Source organism: Stenotrophomonas sp. CFBP 13718 (assembly GCF_014842145.1).
In the GTDB taxonomy this organism is placed as follows: Bacteria; Pseudomonadota; Gammaproteobacteria; order Xanthomonadales; family Xanthomonadaceae; genus Stenotrophomonas.
This window is the reverse complement of record NZ_JACYVC010000015.1, coordinates 35,538-54,951: the sequence shown is the minus strand read 5'-3', so window position 1 is coordinate 54,951 and position 19,414 is coordinate 35,538. Positions and strand designations below refer to the sequence as shown.

17 protein-coding genes are annotated in these 19,414 nt (G+C 65.9%); 12 read left to right on the top strand and 5 right to left on the bottom strand.

The features are described from left to right. Positions 1 to 26 precede the first annotated feature (26 nt). Positions 27 to 1,637, bottom strand: a complete 1,611-nt coding sequence (locus IFT58_RS17755) for a carboxyl transferase domain-containing protein (protein ID WP_192096365.1) — start codon at positions 1,635 to 1,637, stop codon at positions 27 to 29. Positions 1,638 to 1,646: 9 nt separating this feature from the next. Next, complete coding sequence (locus tag IFT58_RS17750; RefSeq protein WP_188325726.1) at positions 1,647 to 2,810, bottom strand: isovaleryl-CoA dehydrogenase; 1,164 nt, start codon at positions 2,808 to 2,810, stop codon at positions 1,647 to 1,649. A 143-nt stretch (positions 2,811 to 2,953) separates the two neighbouring features. Between IFT58_RS17750 and IFT58_RS17745 the strand changes: the two genes are divergently transcribed. From IFT58_RS17745 to IFT58_RS17735, 3 genes are all read left to right on the top strand, one after another. Further along, a complete protein-coding gene (locus tag IFT58_RS17745; RefSeq protein WP_192096363.1) occupies positions 2,954 to 3,592 on the top strand; it encodes a TetR/AcrR family transcriptional regulator in 639 nt (212 codons plus the stop codon). Between the two features lie 319 nt (positions 3,593 to 3,911). Then, positions 3,912 to 4,430 (top strand): c-type cytochrome, encoded by a 519-nt coding sequence (locus IFT58_RS17740; protein ID WP_192096361.1) that lies wholly within the window; start codon positions 3,912 to 3,914, stop codon positions 4,428 to 4,430. A 117-nt stretch (positions 4,431 to 4,547) separates the two neighbouring features. Next, positions 4,548 to 6,011, top strand: a complete 1,464-nt coding sequence (locus IFT58_RS17735; RefSeq protein WP_192096359.1) for an ExeM/NucH family extracellular endonuclease — start codon at positions 4,548 to 4,550, stop codon at positions 6,009 to 6,011. 99 nt (positions 6,012 to 6,110) lie between these two features. Here IFT58_RS17735 and IFT58_RS17730 read toward each other — a convergent pair whose 3' ends face one another. Then, positions 6,111 to 6,965 (bottom strand): EamA/RhaT family transporter, encoded by an 855-nt coding sequence (locus IFT58_RS17730; protein ID WP_192096357.1) that lies wholly within the window; start codon positions 6,963 to 6,965, stop codon positions 6,111 to 6,113. A gap of 45 nt (positions 6,966 to 7,010) precedes the next feature. On the opposite strand from IFT58_RS17730, the gene IFT58_RS17725 reads away from it, so the two are divergent. The 4 genes from IFT58_RS17725 to IFT58_RS17710 all read left to right on the top strand — a co-directional run bounded on the left by IFT58_RS17725 (position 7,011) and on the right by IFT58_RS17710 (position 12,884). Beyond that, complete coding sequence (locus IFT58_RS17725; protein ID WP_192082481.1) at positions 7,011 to 7,685, top strand: alpha/beta fold hydrolase; 675 nt, start codon at positions 7,011 to 7,013, stop codon at positions 7,683 to 7,685. Beyond that, positions 7,682 to 8,782: a cell division protein ZapE gene (zapE, locus tag IFT58_RS17720; RefSeq protein ID WP_192082483.1), complete on the top strand. Its 1,101-nt coding sequence runs from the start codon at positions 7,682 to 7,684 to the stop codon at positions 8,780 to 8,782. The genes IFT58_RS17725 and zapE overlap by 4 nt, the downstream gene beginning before the upstream one ends. Positions 8,783 to 9,402: 620 nt before the next feature. Further along, the gene (locus IFT58_RS17715; RefSeq protein ID WP_188325732.1) at positions 9,403 to 11,799 is read left to right on the top strand and encodes a ribonucleoside-diphosphate reductase subunit alpha; all 2,397 of its coding nucleotides are present in this window, start codon (positions 9,403 to 9,405) and stop codon (positions 11,797 to 11,799) included. A gap of 65 nt (positions 11,800 to 11,864) precedes the next feature. Next, the gene (locus tag IFT58_RS17710) at positions 11,865 to 12,884 is read left to right on the top strand and encodes a ribonucleotide-diphosphate reductase subunit beta (protein ID WP_188325733.1); all 1,020 of its coding nucleotides are present in this window, start codon (positions 11,865 to 11,867) and stop codon (positions 12,882 to 12,884) included. A gap of 63 nt (positions 12,885 to 12,947) precedes the next feature. Here IFT58_RS17710 and IFT58_RS17705 read toward each other — a convergent pair whose 3' ends face one another. Then, positions 12,948 to 14,183, bottom strand: a complete 1,236-nt coding sequence (locus IFT58_RS17705; protein ID WP_192096356.1) for an FAD-dependent oxidoreductase — start codon at positions 14,181 to 14,183, stop codon at positions 12,948 to 12,950. A gap of 118 nt (positions 14,184 to 14,301) precedes the next feature. Between IFT58_RS17705 and IFT58_RS17700 the strand changes: the two genes are divergently transcribed. From IFT58_RS17700 to IFT58_RS17690, 3 genes are all read left to right on the top strand, one after another. After that, positions 14,302 to 14,715 (top strand): acyl-CoA thioesterase, encoded by a 414-nt coding sequence (locus IFT58_RS17700; protein ID WP_192096354.1) that lies wholly within the window; start codon positions 14,302 to 14,304, stop codon positions 14,713 to 14,715. A 44-nt stretch (positions 14,716 to 14,759) separates the two neighbouring features. Continuing rightward, complete coding sequence (locus tag IFT58_RS17695) at positions 14,760 to 15,581, top strand: NAD-dependent protein deacetylase (protein WP_192096353.1); 822 nt, start codon at positions 14,760 to 14,762, stop codon at positions 15,579 to 15,581. A gap of 230 nt (positions 15,582 to 15,811) precedes the next feature. After that, positions 15,812 to 16,912 carry an NADH:flavin oxidoreductase/NADH oxidase gene (locus IFT58_RS17690; protein WP_188325737.1) on the top strand — a complete coding sequence of 367 codons (1,101 nt, stop codon included), beginning with the start codon at positions 15,812 to 15,814 and terminating at the stop codon, positions 16,910 to 16,912. 174 nt (positions 16,913 to 17,086) lie between these two features. Here the strand turns inward: IFT58_RS17690 and IFT58_RS17685 are convergent, their stop codons facing one another. Next, the gene (locus IFT58_RS17685; RefSeq protein ID WP_188325738.1) at positions 17,087 to 18,007 is read right to left on the bottom strand and encodes a LysR family transcriptional regulator; all 921 of its coding nucleotides are present in this window, start codon (positions 18,005 to 18,007) and stop codon (positions 17,087 to 17,089) included. Between the two features lie 121 nt (positions 18,008 to 18,128). Between IFT58_RS17685 and IFT58_RS17680 the strand changes: the two genes are divergently transcribed. Continuing rightward, on the top strand, positions 18,129 to 18,395 hold the full coding sequence (locus IFT58_RS17680; protein WP_188325739.1) for a DUF2798 domain-containing protein: 267 nt from the start codon (positions 18,129 to 18,131) through the stop codon (positions 18,393 to 18,395). Between the two features lie 71 nt (positions 18,396 to 18,466). Beyond that, complete coding sequence (locus tag IFT58_RS17675; RefSeq protein WP_192096352.1) at positions 18,467 to 19,363, top strand: hypothetical protein; 897 nt, start codon at positions 18,467 to 18,469, stop codon at positions 19,361 to 19,363. Positions 19,364 to 19,414: the final 51 nt, after the last annotated feature.

Sequence of the window (19,414 nt, the reverse complement as noted above, 5' to 3'; positions counted from 1 at the left end):
GGTGGAGTGCTCGGTCATGGCGCAGTTCACATGCGGAACACGCCGAAGCGTGTCTCGCGGGCCGGGGCGTTGAGGCTGGCCGACAGGGCCAGGGCAAGCACGCGGCGGGTGTCGGCCGGATCGATGATGCCGTCGTCCCACAGGCGCGCGCTGGCGTAATACGGATGACCCTGGCGCTCGAACTGGTCGCGGATCGGTGCCTTGAAGGCGTCCTCTTCCTCGGCTGCCCACGCGCCGCCCTTGGCTTCGATGCCGTCGCGCTTGACCGTCGCCAGCACGCTGGCTGCCTGCTCGCCACCCATCACGCCGATGCGTGCGTTGGGCCACATCCACAGGAAGTTGGGCGAGTACGCGCGCCCGCACATACCGTAGTTGCCGGCACCGAACGAGCCGCCGATGACCACGGTGAACTTCGGCACCTTGGCGCAGGCGACGGCCATCACCAGCTTGGCGCCATCCTTGGCGATGCCGCCTTGTTCGTACTTGCGTCCCACCATGAAGCCGGTGATGTTCTGCAGGAACACCAGCGGGATGTTGCGCTGGGTGCACAGCTCGATGAAGTGCGCCCCTTTCAGGGCGGACTCTGAAAACAGGATGCCGTTGTTGGCGATGATGCCCACCGGATAGCCGTGCAGATGAGCAAAACCGGTGACCAGGGTGCTGCCATAGCGTGGCTTGAACTCATCGAAGCGCGAGCCATCGACCAGGCGCGCGATCACCTCGCGCACGTCGAACGGCTTGCGGGTGTCGGCCGGGATCACCCCGTACAGCTCGTGTGCCGGGAACAGCGGTTCCTGCGGCGGTTGCAGCTCCATGGCCGGCTCGGGCTTGCGCCAGTTGAGCTGGGCAATGATCGCCCGCACCCGCGCCAGGGCCTGCAGGTCGTTGTCGGCCATGTGGTCGGCCACGCCGGACAGGCGGGTATGCACATCCGCACCGCCCAGGTCTTCGGCGCTCACCACTTCGCCGGTGGCGGCCTTCACCAGCGGCGGGCCGCCGAGGAAGATGGTGCCCTGCTCGCGCACGATCACCGTTTCATCGCTCATCGCCGGCACATAGGCGCCGCCGGCGGTGCAACTGCCCATCACGCAGGCGATCTGCGGAATGCCCTGTGCGGACAGGTTGGCCTGGTTGTAGAAGATGCGGCCGAAATGATCGCGATCCGGGAAGACCTCATCCTGCAGCGGCAAAAAGGCGCCACCGGAGTCCACCAGGTAGATGCAGGGCAGGCGGTTCTGCTCGGCAATCTCCTGCGCGCGCAGGTGCTTCTTTACCGTCATCGGGTAATAGGTGCCGCCCTTGACCGTGGCATCGTTGGCCACGATCACGCATTCCACGCCGCTCACCCGGCCGATGCCGGCCACCACGCCAGCACAGGGCACCGCATCGTCATACATGCCGTGCGCGGCCAGCGGGGCGATTTCCAGGAAGGCACTGCCCGGGTCGAGCAGGGCATCGATGCGATCGCGGACCAACAGCTTGCCGCGTGCGGTGTGCTTGTTGCGGGCCGCTTCGCTGCCGCCCAGCGCGGTGCGCGCCAAGGTGGCATGCAGGTCATCGACCACCGCCTGCATGGCGCTGCGGTTGCCTTCGAAGGTATCGCTGCCTGCCTGCAGCTGGGTGCTCAGTATGCTCATGGGAGGCCCTTACAGCGTGCGCTGGAACAGTTCGCGACCGATCAGCATGCGGCGGATTTCCGAGGTGCCCGCGCCGATCTCATACAGCTTGGCGTCGCGCCACAAGCGCCCGGTCGGGTATTCGTTGATGTAGCCGTTGCCGCCCAGGATCTGGATCGCCTGGCCGGTCAGCCAGGTGGCCTTCTCGGCGGCATACAGGATCGCGCCGGCCGAATCCTGGCGCGTGGTGCGGCCCTGGTCGCAAGCGCGTGCCACCGCATAGACGTAGGCGCGACAAGCGCCCAGGCCGACATACATATCGGCGATCTTGGCCTGGATCAGCTGGAAGCTGCCGATGGCTTCGCCGAACTGGTGGCGCTCGTGTACGTAAGGCATCACCACGTCCATCGCCGCGGCCATCAGGCCCAGCGGGCCGCCGGACAGCACCACGCGTTCGTAATCCAGCCCGGACATCAGCACGCGCACGCCACTGCCTTCCTGGCCGAGCACGTTCTCCACCGGTACCTCACAGTCCTGGAACACCAGTTCGCTGGTCGGTGAGGAGCGCATGCCGAGCTTGTCCAGCTTCTGCGCGGTGGTGAAGCCCTTCATGCCCTTTTCCACAAGGAAGGCGGTGATGCCCTTCGCGCCGGCATTCATGTCGGTCTTCGCGTAGACCACCAGCACGTCGGCATCCGGGCCGTTGGTGATCCACATCTTGTTGCCGTTGAGCACGTAGTGGTCGCCGCGCTTTTCCGCACGCAGCTTCATCGACACCACGTCCGACCCGGCACCCGGCTCACTCATGGCCAGCGCACCGACCAGTTCGCCGCTGCACAGGCCCGGCAGGAAGCGCTGCTTCTGCGCTTCGGTGCCGTTCTTGCGCAGCTGGTTGACGCACAGGTTGGAGTGCGCGCCGTAGGACAGGCCGATGCCGCCGGAGGCGCGCGAGACTTCTTCCATCGCCACCACGTGGGCCAGGTAGCCCATGCCGGTGCCGCCGTATTCCTCTTCCACGGTCATGCCGAGCAGGCCCTGCTCGCCGAGCTTGCGCCACAGGGCGAGCGGGAACTGGTTGGTTTCATCGGCGTGCGCGGCCAACGGGGCGATCTCGGCGGCGGCGAACTGGGCCACGCTCTCGCGCAGCAGGTCGATGTCTTCGCCAAGGTCGAAGTTGAGGGAAGGAACGTGCATGCGGGCGACTCCACGACAACGGTTGGAAAGGGGGCGCGCCGGCGGGGGAGCAGGCAGGTGGCCTGCACAGGCGATGGATCCAGCCTACGCCCGATCGGCTAAAAAGTGAACACAAGTTCAAAAATTGAATCTACAATCATCCCATGGCCTACAAACGCTCCCCGCTGATGGAAGAACGGATGGCGGGAGCGCGCGAGCGGATCCTGCTGGCAGCCCGCGAACTGGTGGCGGCCGGCGGCTACCGCAATGCGCCGGTGACCGCCGTTGCGACCCAGGCGGGGGTGTCGACGGGGCTGATCTACCGGCACTTTCCGTCCAAGGCCGAACTGTTCGTGGAGGTGCTCAGCGCGGCGGTGGAGCATGAGGTCCAGATCCTGGAAGGCATCGCGGCGGGCACTGAGCCGGCCCCGCAGCGGCTGCGGCTGGCGATCACCGCCTTCGTGCGTCGCGCGCTGGCCGGACCTGGGCTGGCGCACGCCTTCATCGTGGAACCGGTTGACCCGGAGGTCGAAGCCGAGCGCATGCGCGGGCGGCGGCGCTTCGGTGACGTGTTCCGTCGGCTGGTGCAGGACGGCATGGCCACCGGGGCTTTCCCTGCGCAGGACGTGGACGTTACCGCCGCCTGTATCGTCGGCGCGTTCACCGAGGCCCTGGTCGGCCCCACCGCCCCCAGCCGCCAGACGCCGCGCGATGAACACGCCCTGGCCGATTCGATCAGCGCCTTCTGCCTGCGCGCGGCCGGTGCCTCCGCCTCTGTCGGTAACGCGCCTGCCCCCCGGTAGCGCCGAGCCATGCTCGGCGAGCGCAGCGGCGCTGTTCCCCCACCGCAGCCGGTAGCGCCGAGCCACGCTCGGCGAGCGCAGCGGCGCTGTTCCCCCACCGCAGCCGGTAGCGCCGAGCCACGCTCGGCGAGCGCAGCGGCGCCGTTCCGCCTGGTGCAGCCGACTGAAGTCGGCTCTACCTCGCGCCCGCGCCCGCGACCGCACCTGCGACGCTTTGCTGCACTGCGCTGTTGTTGCCGATGAACAGCGTTCTATACTCGGCCGGCAGGCTCATTCGCTCAGCCATGGTCCACCGACTATCAGCCAGGGGTAACGAAGAGTGCGGAATCATGATCTTGAGTTCCTGAAACGCTTTTCCATGATCATCGGCCTGTTGGTCACGATCACCCTGGGGTTGATCCTGCTGGCCGCGTGGCTGCATACCCGGATCCCAGCGGAGGTATCGCCCACGGCGGCCAAACGCACCGAACAACGCATCGCCCCGGCGGGCGCGGTGTATGCGGGCAGCACGGGCGCGGCAGCCCAGGCATCCGCGCAGGCAGCGGCCGTGGCCAAGGCGGCTTCGCAGGTTGCGTATGGCGGCACCACCGACGGCAAAGTGATCTACGACAACCTGTGCACGGCCTGCCACACCACCGGTGTCGGCCTGGCCCCCACGCTGGATCATTCGCACTGGGATGCGCGCATCGCGCAGGGCAAGGAAACCCTCTACAAGCATGCCATCGAGGGCTACACCGGCCCGGATGGCGGCATCATGCCGCCGAAGGGCGGCAACCCGGCGCTGACCGAAGCCCAGATGCATGCCACGGTCGACTGGATGATCGGCAACCTGAAATAGGGCCGACCATGCCGCCTGTGGCCGCTGGTCCCATGACGCACCGGGCTTTCATGTTTTGTGGTTACAGTGGCGGCCTACCCCTTCCGTTGCCGCTGTAACTGTCTGGAGCCGTTGTCGATGCGTCGTTGCCTGCTTGCCCTTGCCGTGGCTTTGTCCGTTTCTCCCGCGTTTGCCCAGCCGCAGCAGACTGCGCAGCCGCAGCCCGTGCCGCAGGCGATGCCCGGCCAGTTGGCGAGCGCGGACGGCGCGACGATCACCCTTGCCCGTGCCCCCAGCGACTGGCGCGCATTGGACGGCAAGTACGTGCGCATCGCCGCTCCCCTCACCTTGGCGGGCACCGACGGTCTGGAACGTTTCGGCCAGCTCACCGTGGCCTTCGAAGGTCGTCTCTGGCAGCCCACGGAAGTGGCCGCACCGGGCACGGCTGGCTACAGCCAGGTGGTGGCGGACAACCAGCGCCGCCGCCTGCTGCTTGATGACGGCAGCGATGCCCGTGACCCGCAGCAGGTGCCCTATCTGGCCACCGACGCCGTGCTGCGCACCGGCATGCAGCTGCGCGGGGTGGAAGGTCGGGTACGCGTGGATGCACAGGGTCGCCCCAGCCTCCAGTTGGGGCGTGCCTTGGCGCTGCCGCCGCTGCAGCGCCCGGCCGCACCGGCGGTGGACGGCGCTTTGAAGGTGGCTGCGTTCAACCTGGAAAACTTCTTCAACGGTGACGGGGAAGGGGGTGGCTTCCCGACGCTGCGCGGTGCGCGCACGCTGGAAGAACACCAGGCCCAGCTCAAGAAGCTCATCGCCACGATCGGCCCGCTGGATGCCGACGTCGCCGCGTTGATGGAACTGGAAAACGACGGCTACGGACCACGCTCGGCCATTTCCACACTGGTGGAGGCGCTCAATGCGGCGTCGGGCAGTCCGGGTGACTGGCGCTTCGTGGATGCGGGCAAGGGGCCGGGTGACAATCCGATCCGGGTGGGCATCATTTACCGCGCCGGGCGCGTGACGCCGGTGGGCAAGCCGGCCACCCTGGAAGGCGGGCCGTTCGCCGAGCACAGCCGGGTGCCGCTGGCGCAGGCCTTCCGGGCTACAGCGGGCGGGGCTCCCTTCATGGTGGTCGCCAACCACTTCAAGTCGAAGGGCTGCCGGGACGCGGTGGCACCGGATGCCGACCGCGATGATGGCCAGGGCTGCTGGAACGCCACGCGGGTGATGTCGGCGCAGAAGCTGGATGCGTGGATGAAGGGCGACCCGACCGGCACCGGCACGCGCGATGCCGTCCTGCTGGGCGATTTCAATGCCTATGCGATGGAAGACCCGATCCGCACGCTGCGCACCGCCGGCTGGCAGGATGCCTTTGCCGTGGCGCGGGTGGAGCGGCCTTACAGCTATGTCTACAACGGCTTCAGCGGGCGCCTGGATCACGCGTTGTTGAATGCCGGCATGGCCAAGCGGCTGAAAGGTGCGGTGGAATGGCACATCAATGCCGATGAGATGGATGCCAGTGGGTACCAGAAGCGCAACGTGGACGGAGCGTGGCGCAGCTCGGATCACGATCCCCTGCTGTTGGGCTTCGACGGCTGACTCCTCGCACAACGCCCGGTAGCGCCGAGTCACGCTCGGCGTCCCCGGCGATCGCACGATGCGCGTGCCCTGCGTGCCCGCGCCGTGCCGCGCGGTACCTCAGCCCAGCGCGATCATCGCAATCGCCACCACCGCCAGTGCCAACCCTGCGCGGTTCCAGCCGCTGGTGCGCTCGCCGAACACGAACACACCGACCAGCGCGCCCAGCACCACCACGCCGATGTTCATGCCAGCGAATACCGTGGCCGGGCTGTCCGACAGATGTTGATGCGCGCGGACATAGAACAGGATGTTGCCGAAGTTCAGCAGGCCCAGCAGGGCGCCGCCGGCAAGATTGCGCCATGCCATCCGGCTGCGGCCCGTGACATGGCGCCACGACTGCACCGCCAGCATCAGCACGAACGCGAGGCTGAAACACACCAGCAGGGCCGCCATCGAGGGCGTGCCGGACAGCGCGACCTTCTTCAACAGAATGTCCACCAGCGCGAAGCCGACCCACACCCCCAACAACCAGCGCCAGCTGCCGGCTGACTGCCTGTCGGCGCTGCCGCTGCGCGCGGTGATCGCCGCGATGGCCAGCAGGCCGATGGCCAGGCCCCCCAGCCGTAACGGACCGGCCTGTTCACCGAAGAAGACGAACGCGGCCGCCAATGACAGCAGCAGTGACAGGCGCTGCGCCACGTCACTGCGCACGATGCCGGCCTGCGCCACGGCGCGGCCCAGCACGAGGAAGATCGTCGGCAGGATCACCGCCAAGACCAGCAGAGCGCCCCACGGCGCATGACCGTGGGTCAGCGAGTCCAGCGAGGGTCGCAGCAGCAGGGCGCTCAGGCTGGCAGCGACGAGATAGTTCCAGGTCACCATCTGGCTGATATCCAGCTGCCGGCGGCGTGCGAGTTTCAGCACCACCGACACCAGAACGCTGCAGATCACCGCAAACACGAGGAAGAGCATGGGGGTCGGGCGCAGGGGACGGGTGGGGGACGCTATCATGTTGCCATGCGCAATCCCTCTTTCCCCACGCAATCAGACACCCTTGTCCTTGCCGGCCCAGTGGGTCCGCTGGACGTAGCGGTCGATCTGCCCAAGCCGGAGGTGCCGGTCCAGCCGGTGACCGCCATTGTCTGCCATCCGCTGTCCACCGAGGGCGGCACGATGCATAACAAGGTGGTCACCATGGCCGCCAACACGCTGCGCGATCTTGGTGTCACCACCGTGCGCTTCAACTTCCGCAGCGTTGGCGAATCGGCCGGCAGCTTCGACCACGGCGATGGCGAACAGGACGACCTGAAAGCCGTTGTGGCCTGGGTGCGCGAGCAGCGCCCGGATGACCAGCTGTGGCTGGTGGGCTTCAGCTTCGGCGCCTTCGTTTCGTTGAAAGCAACCGCCGACGTGCAGCCGCAGGCGCTGGTCTCCATCGCGCCGCCGGCCGGACGCTGGGATTTCAGCGGCATCCAGCCGCCTGCCCAGTGGCTGGTGATCCAGGGCGAGCAGGACGAAATCGTCGACCCGCAGGCCGTGTATGACTGGCTGGAGACCGTGGACGCACCGCACGAGCTGGTGCGCATGCCGGACACCAGCCACTTCTTCCACCGCAAGCTGATCGACCTGCGCGGTGCGATCACCCATGGGGTGAAGCGCTGGCTGCCCGTACAAGCGGAACCGGCGGCATGAGCGAGGCGGTGATGACGCCGTCGCAGCGGTATGCCGACGGCGTGGCGCGCGGTGAGTGGCAGGACGATGTGGCCCAGCACGCAGCGCTGGCCGAGCTGGATCGCATCCACTTGGCGCTGCTGGAAGATGCCGACGACGGCTGGCTGGACCGGCTGTCCTCCTTCTTCAAGAAGCCCGAGGCGGTCAAAGGCCTGTACTTCTGGGGTGGGGTAGGGCGCGGCAAGACCTTCCTGGTCGACCTGTTCTACGACGGGCTGCCGATCCAGCAGAAGTACCGCACGCACTTCCACCGTTTCATGCGCGGCATCCACGAGCGCCTGCGCGAGCATCAGGGGCAGAGCGACCCGCTGGCGAAGATCGCGCAGGAATGGCGCAGCAAGCTGCGCGTGCTGGTGCTGGACGAGTTCTTCGTCACCGACATCGGCGATGCCATGCTGCTGGCCCGGCTGCTGGAGCGTATGTTCGCCGAGGGCGTAACCCTGGTGACCACGTCCAATACCGCAGTGGAAAACCTGTACCTCAATGGCCTGCAGCGCGACAGCTTCCTGCCGGCCATCGGGCTGCTGCAGCGCTACTGCGTGGAGCTGTACGCCGAAGGCACCGAGGACTACCGCATGCGCGCGCTGACCCGGTCGCCGGTATACCGCGCGCCGCTGGCGTCCGACAGCGACGACTGGCTGGGCACGCGCTGGGCCGACCTCAGCGGGGGCCAGCCGGCAAAGGCCGGCAACATCGAGATCGAAGGCCGCAAGATCCCGGTGCGGGGCCGTGGCAAGAGCATCGCCTGGTTCGATTTCACGGCGCTGTGCGAAGGGCCGCGCGGGCCGTCGGATTACATCGAGATCGCCCAGGAGTTCAACACCCTTCTGCTCGGCGGCATCCCGGCGTTCGACCGCAACAACGAAGACGCCGCACGCCGCTTCGTCAACCTGATCGATGAACTGTACGACCGCCACGTCAACCTGGTCTGCACCGCCACCACCTCACCGATCGAGCTGTACACCGGCACCCGCTTGCAGGGTGCCTTCGAGCGCACCGCCTCGCGCCTGATCGAAATGCAGAGCGCCGAGTACCTCGGCACCCCGCACAAAGCCTGAAAAAGGGGACGGAGGGGATTAAGTCGCAAACGGCCAGAAGGCGGCCGTTTGCGACTTAATCCCCTCCGTCCCCTTTTTGGGTGCACAGCCAGCTTTGTGCACGTGGCGTGAGGGCGGATTGTTGCGTTGGTTGGACCCCGCTGTCGCGTCAAAAAGGCGACTTCCGGCCTTGACTGCGCAGCCGATTCTGGCGGGGTCCCCGCCGCGCCGGGGGGCCGGAATGGAGGGGTCCTTGCGCTGCAAGGGATTGGGTCAATTCCCTACATTTGGCGTTGACGCACCCCTTGGACCCCACTATCTTGTGGCCGTCGGTTCCGGTGACCCCAAGTCACCGGTGCAGACGGGACGCCCGGAACCCCTGTCATCAGAGGTCCCGGCACTGCCCCGCAACGGTACCTACGGGAGCACTTCCGTTTTACCGACAGCCGCTCATGCACATGTGCGGCGCTGGCTGCGTGATCTCTGATCGTGTGACGGGTTTTGCAGGGGGCGGTGCACGGTCATTTCCGTCACTGTCGCGCCTGTTGCGACACCCTCACCCCATTCTGTCGGATCCGCACCGGAACGTGCCTGCCCAGGCGCGCCGTGCATCCCATCTCACGCTCAGAGGACCACCCGCCGTGACCAGCGAAACCAGTGCCACCATCGACAAGGAAAGCGAGTTCCTGCTTACGTCGCCGCCGACTTCGAACACCATGAGTGTGACCAAGCGCAATGGCACGACCGAGCTGGTGGATCTGAACAAGATCGTGCGCGCGGTGCAGCGTTCTTCCGAGGGCCTGCATTCGGTGGACCCGATGCGCGTGGCCACCCGCACCATTTCCGGCCTGTACAACGGCGCGACCACCCAGGAACTGGACGAGCTGTCCATCCGCACCGCGGCGCTGCTGATCGGCGAAGAACCGGAGTACGGCCGCTTGGCCGCGCGCCTGCTGGCCAACTACATCGCCAAGGAAGTGTCCGGCCAGGAAATCCACGCGTTCTCGCAGTCGGTCGGCCGCGGCCACGAAGTGGGCCTTATCAATGATCGCCTGCTGGGCTTCGTGCAGACCAACGCGCGCAAGCTCAACGATGCCATCGATCCGACCCTCGACCTGCACTTCGATTACTTCGGCCTGCGCACCCTGTACGACCGGTACCTGCTGCGCCACCCGCACACCCGCAAGGTGATCGAGACCCCGCAGCAGTTCTTCCTGCGCATCGCCAGCGCGCTGAGCGAAGACGTGCTGGAAACCCTGGCGCTGTACAAGCGCATGGGCAACCTGGATTACCTGCCGTCCAGCCCGACGCTGTTCAACTCCGGCACCACCCACGAGCAGCTGTCCTCGTGCTTCCTGCTGGACTCGCCGCAGGATTCGCTGGAGTCCATCTATTCCAAGTACGGCGACATCGCCCAGCTGTCGAAGTTCAGCGGCGGCATCGGCGTCAGCTACACCCGCGTGCGTTCGCGTGGCTCGCTGATCAAGTCCACCAACGGCCACTCCAACGGTATCGTGCCGTGGCTGAAGACCATGGATTCGTCGGTCGCGGCCGTGAACCAGGGCGGCAAGCGCAAGGGCGCGGCCTGTGTGTACCTGGAAAGCTGGCACGCCGACATCGAGGATTTCCTCGAACTGCGTGACAACACCGGTGACGAGTCGCGCCGTGCGCACAATCTGAACCTGGCCAACTGGATCCCGGACCTGTTCATGAAGCGCGTCGAGGCCGACCAGGAATGGTCGCTGTTCGATCCGCGCGTCGTGCCGGAGTTCACCGATCTGTTCGGCGAAGCCTTCGAAGCCGCCTATGTGCAGGCCGAAGCGCAGGGCAAGGCCAACCGCACCATCTCCGCGCGCAAGCTGTACTCGCGGATGATGCGCACCCTGGCCGAGACCGGCAACGGCTGGATGACCTTCAAGGACAAGTGCAACCGCGCCAGCAACCAGACCCTGCGTGCGGGCAACGTGATCCACCTGTCCAACCTGTGCACCGAAATCCTGGAAGTCACCTCGGCCGAAGAGACCGCGGTGTGCAACCTGGGCTCGATCAATCTGGGCAACCATTTCGACAGCCACGGCGAGTTCGACTTCGACAAGCTGGCCGACACCGTGCGCCTGGCCATCCGCCAGCTGGATCGCGTGATTGACCTGAACTTCTACCCGATCGAATCGGCACGCCGCGGCAACCTGCGCTGGCGTCCGGTCGGCCTGGGCTGCATGGGCCTGCAGGACGTGTTCTTCCGCAAGCGCCTGGCGTTCGACAGTGTCGAAGCCCGCGCGCTGTCGAAGAAGATCGCCGAAAGCATCTACTTCCATGCCCTGGAAACCTCGTGCGAGCTGGCGCAGGAGCGCGGCAAGCATCCGTCCTTCGCCGACACCCGTGCGGCCAGCGGCGAGCTGCAGTTCGATGCATGGAACGTGGTGCCGGAAGACACCGCACGCTGGGATGCCCTGCGTGAGCGCATCAAGGAGCACGGCCTGCGCAACTCGCTGATGATCGCGATTGCACCGACCGCCACCATCGCCTCGATCGCCGGTTGCTACGAGTGCGTCGAGCCGCAGGTGTCCAACCTGTTCAAGCGCGAAACGCTGTCCGGCGACTTCCTGCAGATCAACCGTTACCTGGTGACCGAGCTGAAGAAGCTGGGCCACTGGACGCCGGAAATGCGCGATGCGATCAAGCTGGCCGAAGGCTCCATCCAGGGCATCATGCAGATCCCTGAAACGCTGCGCCACGTCTACCGCACCGCGTGGGAACTGCCGATGCGTTCGCTGATCGACATGGCTGCCGAGCGCGGTGCCTTCATCGACCAGTCCGCCTCGCTCAACCTGTTCATGGAAAGCCCGAACATCGGCGCGATGTCCTCCATGTACATGTACGCCTGGAAGCAGGGCATCAAGACCACCTACTACCTGCGTTCGCGTCCGGCCACCAAGATCGCCAAGACCACGGTCAGCACGCACGTCGCGGCCGTCGATCCGGTCGATGCCGTGGCCTGCTCGCTGGAGAATCCGGAAAGCTGCGAGGCGTGCCAGTAATACGCAGCACCGATGTAACGCCGAGCCCTGCTCGGCGTTTTTACCCGTAAACCCAGGAAACACCCATGGCCGATAAACCCACCCAGATGCTGCTCGACCCAGGTTTCGAACTGACCCTGCGTCCGATGCGCTACTCGCAGTTCTATGAGATGTACCGGAACGCGATCAAGAACACCTGGACGGTGGAAGAGATCAACTTCCAGATCGACATCAGCGACCTGCACAGCAAGATGTCGCCGGCCGACCGCCACCTGATCCACCGCCTGGTCGCGTTCTTCGCCACCGGCGATTCGATCGTGTCCAACAATCTGGTGCTGAACCTGTACCAGCATCTCAATGCGCCCGAAGCGCGCATGTACCTGTCGCGCCAGCTGTATGAAGAAGCGCTGCACGTGCAGTTCTACCTGACTCTGCTCGACAACTACCTGCCGGATCCGGACGAGCGCGTCAAAGCCTTCGCCGCGGTGGAGAACATCGACTCGATCAAGAAGAAGGCCGACTTCTGCTTCAAGTGGATCGACTCGATCCAGGACCTGCGCCGCATCGAAACGCGCGACCAGCGTCGTCAGTTCCTGCTCAACCAGATCTGCTTCGCCGCCTGCATCGAAGGCCTGTTCTTCTTTGCTGCGTTCGCCTACGTGTACTACTTCCGTTCGCGCGGCCTGCTCAACGGCCTGGCGTCGGGTACGAACTGGGTGTTCCGCGATGAAAGCGCGCACATGGAGTTCGCCTTCGAGTGCGTGGACGTCATCCGCGAAGAAGAGCCGGATCTGTTCGACGATGCGATGAAGCAGCAGGTGTACGACATGCTGGCCGAAGCGATCGAATGTGAAGTGCAGTTCGCCGAAGACGTGCTGTCCGGCGGCGTGGCGGGCATTTCCACCCGCGACATGCGCCAGTACCTGCAGCACTGCGCCGACAACCATTTCCATCGCCTGGGCATGGACAAGAAGTACAACGTGCGCAACCCGCTGTCCTTCATGGAACTGCAGGACGTACAGGAGTTGACCAACTTCTTCGAGCGCCGTTCTTCGGCGTACCAGGTCGGCGTGAAGGGCGAAGTCGCCTTCGACATGAACTTCTGACCTGACCGTTTCTGCGTGATTTCAAGGCCCCGGCACCAGACCGGGGCCTTGTGCGTCTGGACTTCACCGTCCGGCTCGATGGGTTGATGCACATCGCATGCCATCGGTAACGGCTTGCAGCTCGCGCACGATAGCTTCTGCTCCGGCCCGGTCCGGGGTGTCATCTGCATTATTGAAGCCGCCTGTCTCCGCGACGTTCTGCACGAGTATCCCGTCACGACGTGGCATGACCAGAAAGCGGCCAGAACGCAGCGCATAGCGTACGGCGGGCTGTACCGATAGACGCACGGTTTGCCCCCTGACGGGAATGACGGACTCATCCCCGACCAATGCTCTGGCGCCGTAGCCTGTTGCATTGATGACCACGTTCTCAGGCAGAGCCGCCAGCTCGCCCAGAGAGCGGAATTCACGGATCTCGATGCGCCCCCCACGCGCCAGGAACTCATCCATCAGTGCCTGCGCGTAAAGAGGGAGATTGAACATCATCCCCGTGAAGCAGCGTGCATGAGGCAATGGAAAAGGATGGCTGCCGGGAGGCAGTTCAACCGATGGGGGGAGAAAGGTGCTGGCGAACTTCGCGTAACGCGGTTCGTCCATTGCGTACGGTAGCGCCTCGAAGGAACGGTCGTCGTCGCGCAATGAGTTGTGCGACAGCCTGTAGCCATTGAACCATTCCACTGACATGCCCGGCTGTGCGATCGCTTGGGAATGTTCCTGGAATGAGAAGTTCGCCATGTCATTCCAGGCGCGGGTCCAGTCATCACCATAGTCCGAAGCACAGAAGCGGGAGTCAGGCGACCACAGGCCGGTGGCACCCAAGGAAGCGATGGTGGGGGGCAATGCCTTGGCGTAGATGCGGACGGAGATACCCGCACGCTGTGCCAGCAACGCAGCACTGAGCCCCAACGGTCCGCATCCGGCAACTGCCATGGAATCGACGTTCCCCGAGGAGGCTGCCTGCGCCAGACCCAGCGCCTGTCGGCTGGACCCCCAGCACAGTGACCAGCCGCTTCCGCCATGACCGTAGTTGTGAATGATCAGCTTTTCACCGAGCTTTTCAGCTTCGATCCGCGGTCCAGCATGACGGAATGGCCGCCTGCAGGTATTCACCCGGGTTATCAGGTCAACATGCGCCTGTAAGGCGGCGACCAGATTGCAGTCGTGCGGGCATTGAGGAGGTAGCGTCGCGTTCCGGTGACGATGAGCGGGCTGAGCCTGTGCCGCCCGGGGAAGAAAAGAGGACGGCACGCTGGTGATCAACGCAGCTGCAGTACCGGCAAGTAGCGCACGTCGCTTCATGTTTCGCCCTCCTCGTCCAGGAGTCCGAGTTTCTGCACGGATCGGCTGGTTCTCAAGGAAGGGGCTCACGCATTGCCGTATCATTGAAAAAATCACTCATTCGCCGATGGTTGCCGCTATGACGTCACTTCCTGCTGAGCTGCCGCCCATTGAAGTGCGCATGGCCGAGATCGTGTTTCCCAACCACACCAACCACATGGGCACGCTGTTCGGTGGCCAGGCGCTGGCATGGATGGATAAGGCGGCCTTTCTGGCCGCAGCACGCTATTCGCGCCGCACCGTGGTCACCGCGCGCAGCGACCAGGTCGATTTCAAGCTGCCGATCCGCATCGGACAGATGGTGGAAACGATTGGCCGCATCGTCGAGGTGGGCCGCAGCTCGATGAAGGTGCAGGTGGAACTCATCGCCGAGGACCTGCACAACGGCGAGCGCCAGCTGTGCACGCGCGGCCACTTCGTGATGATCGCGCTGGACGACGAGGGCCATCCCACGGCGGTGCCGGCCCTGCCGGATACCCCCCCGATCGTCTGATCCGACGCTTGCGCGGGGGCGCCGCTGCCCCCATCTGACTGCGTATGAGCCAGCCGCTGACCGATTTCATCACGCGCGCCCGCCGCCTGTTCGTCCTGACCGGCGCCGGCTGCAGCACCGCCTCGGGCATCCCGGATTACCGGGACGCCGAGGGCCAGTGGAAACGGACCCCGCCGGTGACGTATCAAGCCTTCATGGCCGAACCGGCCACGCGCCAGCGCTACTGGGCGCGCAGCCTGGTCGGTTGGCCGCGCTTTGGCCACGCCGTGCCCAATGGCACCCACCATGCGCTCGCGGCGCTGGAGGCCACCGGCAAGTTGCAATTGCTGCTGACCCAGAATGTGGACGTGCTGCACCAGCGCGCAGGCAGCCGAAACGTCATCGATCTGCATGGCCGGCTGGATCAGGTGCGCTGCATGGTCTGCGAACAACGCACTGAGCGCGAAGACCTGCAGGATCGCCTGCTGCAGGCCAACCCTGGCTGGGATGCGTTGGACGCCGGCATCGCGCCCGATGGCGATGCGGATCTGGAAACCGATTTCTCTGGGTTCAACGTGCCGGACTGCCTGCAATGCGGTGGTTTGTTGAAGCCCGACGTGGTGTTCTTCGGTGAAAACGTTCCACGCGATCGTGTCGCTGCGGTGCACGACCATCTGCAGCGCGCCGATGCGGTGCTGGTGGTGGGCTCGTCGCTGATGGTCTATTCGGGCTTCCGGTTCGTGCAGGCGGCGGCGAACGCCGGCCTGCCGGTGGCCGCGCTGAATCGCGGTCGTACCCGCGCGGACGGGTTGCTGGCGTTCAAGGATGAACGTGACTGTGCCGAGGCATTGGCACCGTGGCTGGCAGGATGCTCTCCCGCCGCGTGAGGCCTGACGCAGGCCGCGCTGCGCGCTCGCCGAGCACGGCTCGGCGCTCCCGGACTGCCCGCAGCGTCGTAGCGCCGAGCCACGCTCGGCGGATTGTTTCCGGCATCGAGGGGCCTGACGCAGGCCATGCCACCCCCCGCGCAATCCTGTGATCCAACACAGCGCTTGATCTGAAACCCCATCGGCGCTGCAATAGCCCCCTGTCTTTTTCCCCCTGCGAATCCCCCCACGTGAGCCAGCTGCTGTCGCCCGTCACTCTCGGGCCCCTGACCCTGCCCAACCGCATCGTGATCGCGCCGATGTGCCAGTACTCCGCCGAAAACGGCCAGGCCACGGATTGGCACACCATCCACCTCGGCAACCTCTCGCAGTCCGGCGCCGGCCTGCTGATTCTGGAAGCCACCGCCGTAGAGCCGCGCGGCCGCATCAGCCATGCCGATCTGGGCCTGTGGGACGACGCCACCGAAGCGGCGCTGGGCACGGTGCTGGAATCGGTGCGGCGCTGGTCGCCGATGCCGATCGGCATCCAGCTCGGCCACGCCGGTCGCAAGGCATCGGTGTCGCGGCCCTGGGAAGGCGGCAAGCAGATTCCCGCCGATGATGACAATGGCTGGACCCCGGTCGCACCGTCGCCGCGTCCGTTCCACGCCGGCAACCCGGCCCCGCATGAACTGACCGAAGCCGAGATCGCCGGGATCGTTGAAGCGTTCGCTGAAAGTGCGCGTCGCGCCGAGCGTCTGGGCATCCAGCTGATCGAACTGCACGCAGCGCACGGCTACCTGCTGCACCAGTTCCTGTCGCCGCTGAGCAACCAGCGCACCGACGGCTACGGTGGCGCGTTGCCCAACCGCATGCGGCTGCTGATCGAGGTGTACGACGCGGTGCGTGAGGCGGTGTCGCCGAAGATCGCGGTTGGCGTGCGCATCTCCGCCACCGACTGGGTACCGGGCGGCTGGGACATCACCCAGACCGAGACGGTGGCGATGATCCTGGAATCGCGCGGCTGCAACTTCCTGCACGTATCCAGCGGCGGACTGGACGAGCGCCAGAAGATCGAGATCGGCCCGGGCTACCAGGTGCCCTTCGCTGCGGCGATCAAGGCCAAGGGCCGCATGCCGGTGATCGCCGTGGGCCTGATCACCGAGCCGGACCAGGCCGAGTCGATCCTGCGCCACAACCATGCCGACGCCATCGCCCTGGCCCGCGGCATCCTGTACGACCCGCGCTGGCCGTGGCATGCCGCCGCCGCGTTGGGTGACAGCGTGGCCCCCGCGCCGCAGTACCTGCGCTGCGAACCGCGCGAAGCCCGCGGCGTGTTCGAGACGCGCTGATCCAAGGACCGTCGGTGCGTGGGATGCTCACGCACCGCTACGGTAGAGCCGACGGGTAGAGCCGACGGGGTAGAGCCGACTTCAGTCGGCTGCTCTCCCGAACGCAACCGGATTTCCGTGCAGAGCAGCCGACTGAAGTCGGCTCTACCCCGTCGGCTCTACCGCGCCGCGGCGTCAGCTCGCCTGCACCTGCCATGCCGTCGGCAAGCCTGCCTGCAGATGCTCGAACAACACCCGGATGCGGGCAGTAAAGTCGCGGCGGTCGCTCAGGCAGAAGAACATCTCCATCGGTTCCGGCATCCAGCGCGGGTCGTCGGCCAGCACGGTCTGCAGGCGTCCGTCGCGCAGGTAGGGTTCGGCAACGAAGGCGGCCAGCCGGGTGATGCCGCCGCCTGCGGCTGCCAGTTCAGCCAATGCGTCGATGTCATCGCAGATCATTCCGGTCTGCATCGTGGCTTCCACGCGTCCCTGTTCCCCCAGCATCCCCCAGCGCAGCGGCCGGCCATCAGCGGGGAAACGGAACAACAGTGCGCGGTGAGCGGCCAACTGCTCTGGTGACGTGGGCGTGCCGGCCTGTTCCAGATAGGAGGGCGCCGCGCAGAACACGAACGGGATGCGCGCCAGGGGCCGTGCCACCAATCCGTCCTGCAGCTGGGCGCCGATGCGGATGCTGACATCCACCGACTCTTCGGCATGCCGCACGGCGCGGTCGGACAGCCGCAGTTCCACCTGCAGTTGCGGGTGGCGCCGCTGCAGCGCTGGCAGCATGGGGGCCAATACGTGCCGGCCGAACGCACGGCTGCAGGCAATCCGCAGGGGTCCCACCGGCTCGATGTCGCCGCTGCTCACGGCGGCCTGCGCGCCGGCCAGGTCGGCCTCGATGTGCTGCACTTTGGCCAGGTACAGCGCGCCGGCCTCGCTGAGCGACAGCGAGCGGGTGCTGCGGTTGAACAAGCGCACGCCCAGGTGCGCCTCCAGCCGTGCGATGTTCTGGCCGACGGCGGTGGCGCTGATGCCCAGGGCACGGGCTGCGCCGGCAATGCTGCCGGCCTCGGCGGTACGGGTGAAAGTGCGGATGAGCTGGAGCAGGTTCATGACCGCACAGCGTGCCACGGTCGCCCCCAAAGATCTGCTTCGGTCTGTCCCAAGCAGCGGACGGCTGTGCCGACCGGCCGTCTCGGGCATGCTGGCCCGCTGTTCCCGCAGCGCCTGTCTGATGACCGATTCCACCGCCTCTGCCCGCCGCGGCCTGAAACTGAGCCACCGCACCACGCCCTACGTGTTTGCCTTCTTCATGGCCGGCATCATGGCGATGCTGATGTGCATGGTCATCACAGCGGCGCATGCCGGCGTGGACGGGGCTTACCTGGCGCGCGTGCTGCAGGCCTATGCCCTCGCCATGCCGGTCGCGTTCTGCTGCGTTCTGGTGGTCCGTCCCTTGGTGCTGCGGCTGGTGGCCTTGACCGTGCACCCGCCTGGCTGACGCGGCGGGCGCTGGCTCCGCGCATCGCATCGTGGCAGGATCAAGGCGTTCCGTCTGGAAAGGAATTCCCGATGCACTCGATGACACGCGCCCTGCTGCTGTCCCTGCTGCTGTCTTCCTCGGTGGCGGCGGCTGCGCCTTTGGATCCGGCGACGGGCCTGGCGGAACGGCTGCAAGCGCTCGACGAAGGCAGCGGAGTGCAGCCGATTGCGCAACGCATCCAGCATCTGCGCGCGGTCTACGTGTCCGATGCACGCGTTGCAGCGCTGGACACGCAATCATCCGACCTGTGCGATACCGTCGCCGCCAGCGACCTGGACGACCTCTTCGCAGCGACCTCGCGACTCAACTTCTACGCGCGCGAACCTGCCCTGCTGCAGCGGATGACCTGCCTGTTCCAGCGAATGAAGCAATCGGGGACTGCCAGCGCACAGGCGGCGCGGGACCTGTACGGCGCACTGGTCGCACAGCGTCGGTTCGCGGCCGCCAACGCGCTGCGTCAGAGCGAAGCGTTGAAGGTGGACGAACTGCCCGTGGTCAGTGGCGAACGCACGGCGGGTCTGCAGGTGCTGCAGCTGCAGGATGCGCTGCATGCCCGCCTGGCTGAGTTGCCACGCGATGGCACCTGGGTGATCGCACTGGTGCATCCGTACTGTGGTTTTTCGATGGACGCGCTGGCCGCGATTGCCGACGACCCTACGCTGGCCTGGTTGCGGCCACAGCTGCAGGTCGTAGTGCCCAGCGACAATAACTGGCCGGTCACCCGGATGCTCGAGTGGAATGCCGCACATCCGGATCTGCCGATGCAGCCGATGCAACCCGGCGCTGCATGGGCTCCTTTGTTGACCGGCTTGACCCCGACGTTCCACGTGCTGCGTGACGGCGAGCTGCGGGCCAGCGCCAGCGGGTGGACAGACGATGGCGCCGCACTGCGCAAGCTGCGGCCCGTGATCGGGGAGGGACGCTGACAGTTGCATCTGACAGCATCCATTCCGCAGCGCAGCATGGTGGCCTAGACT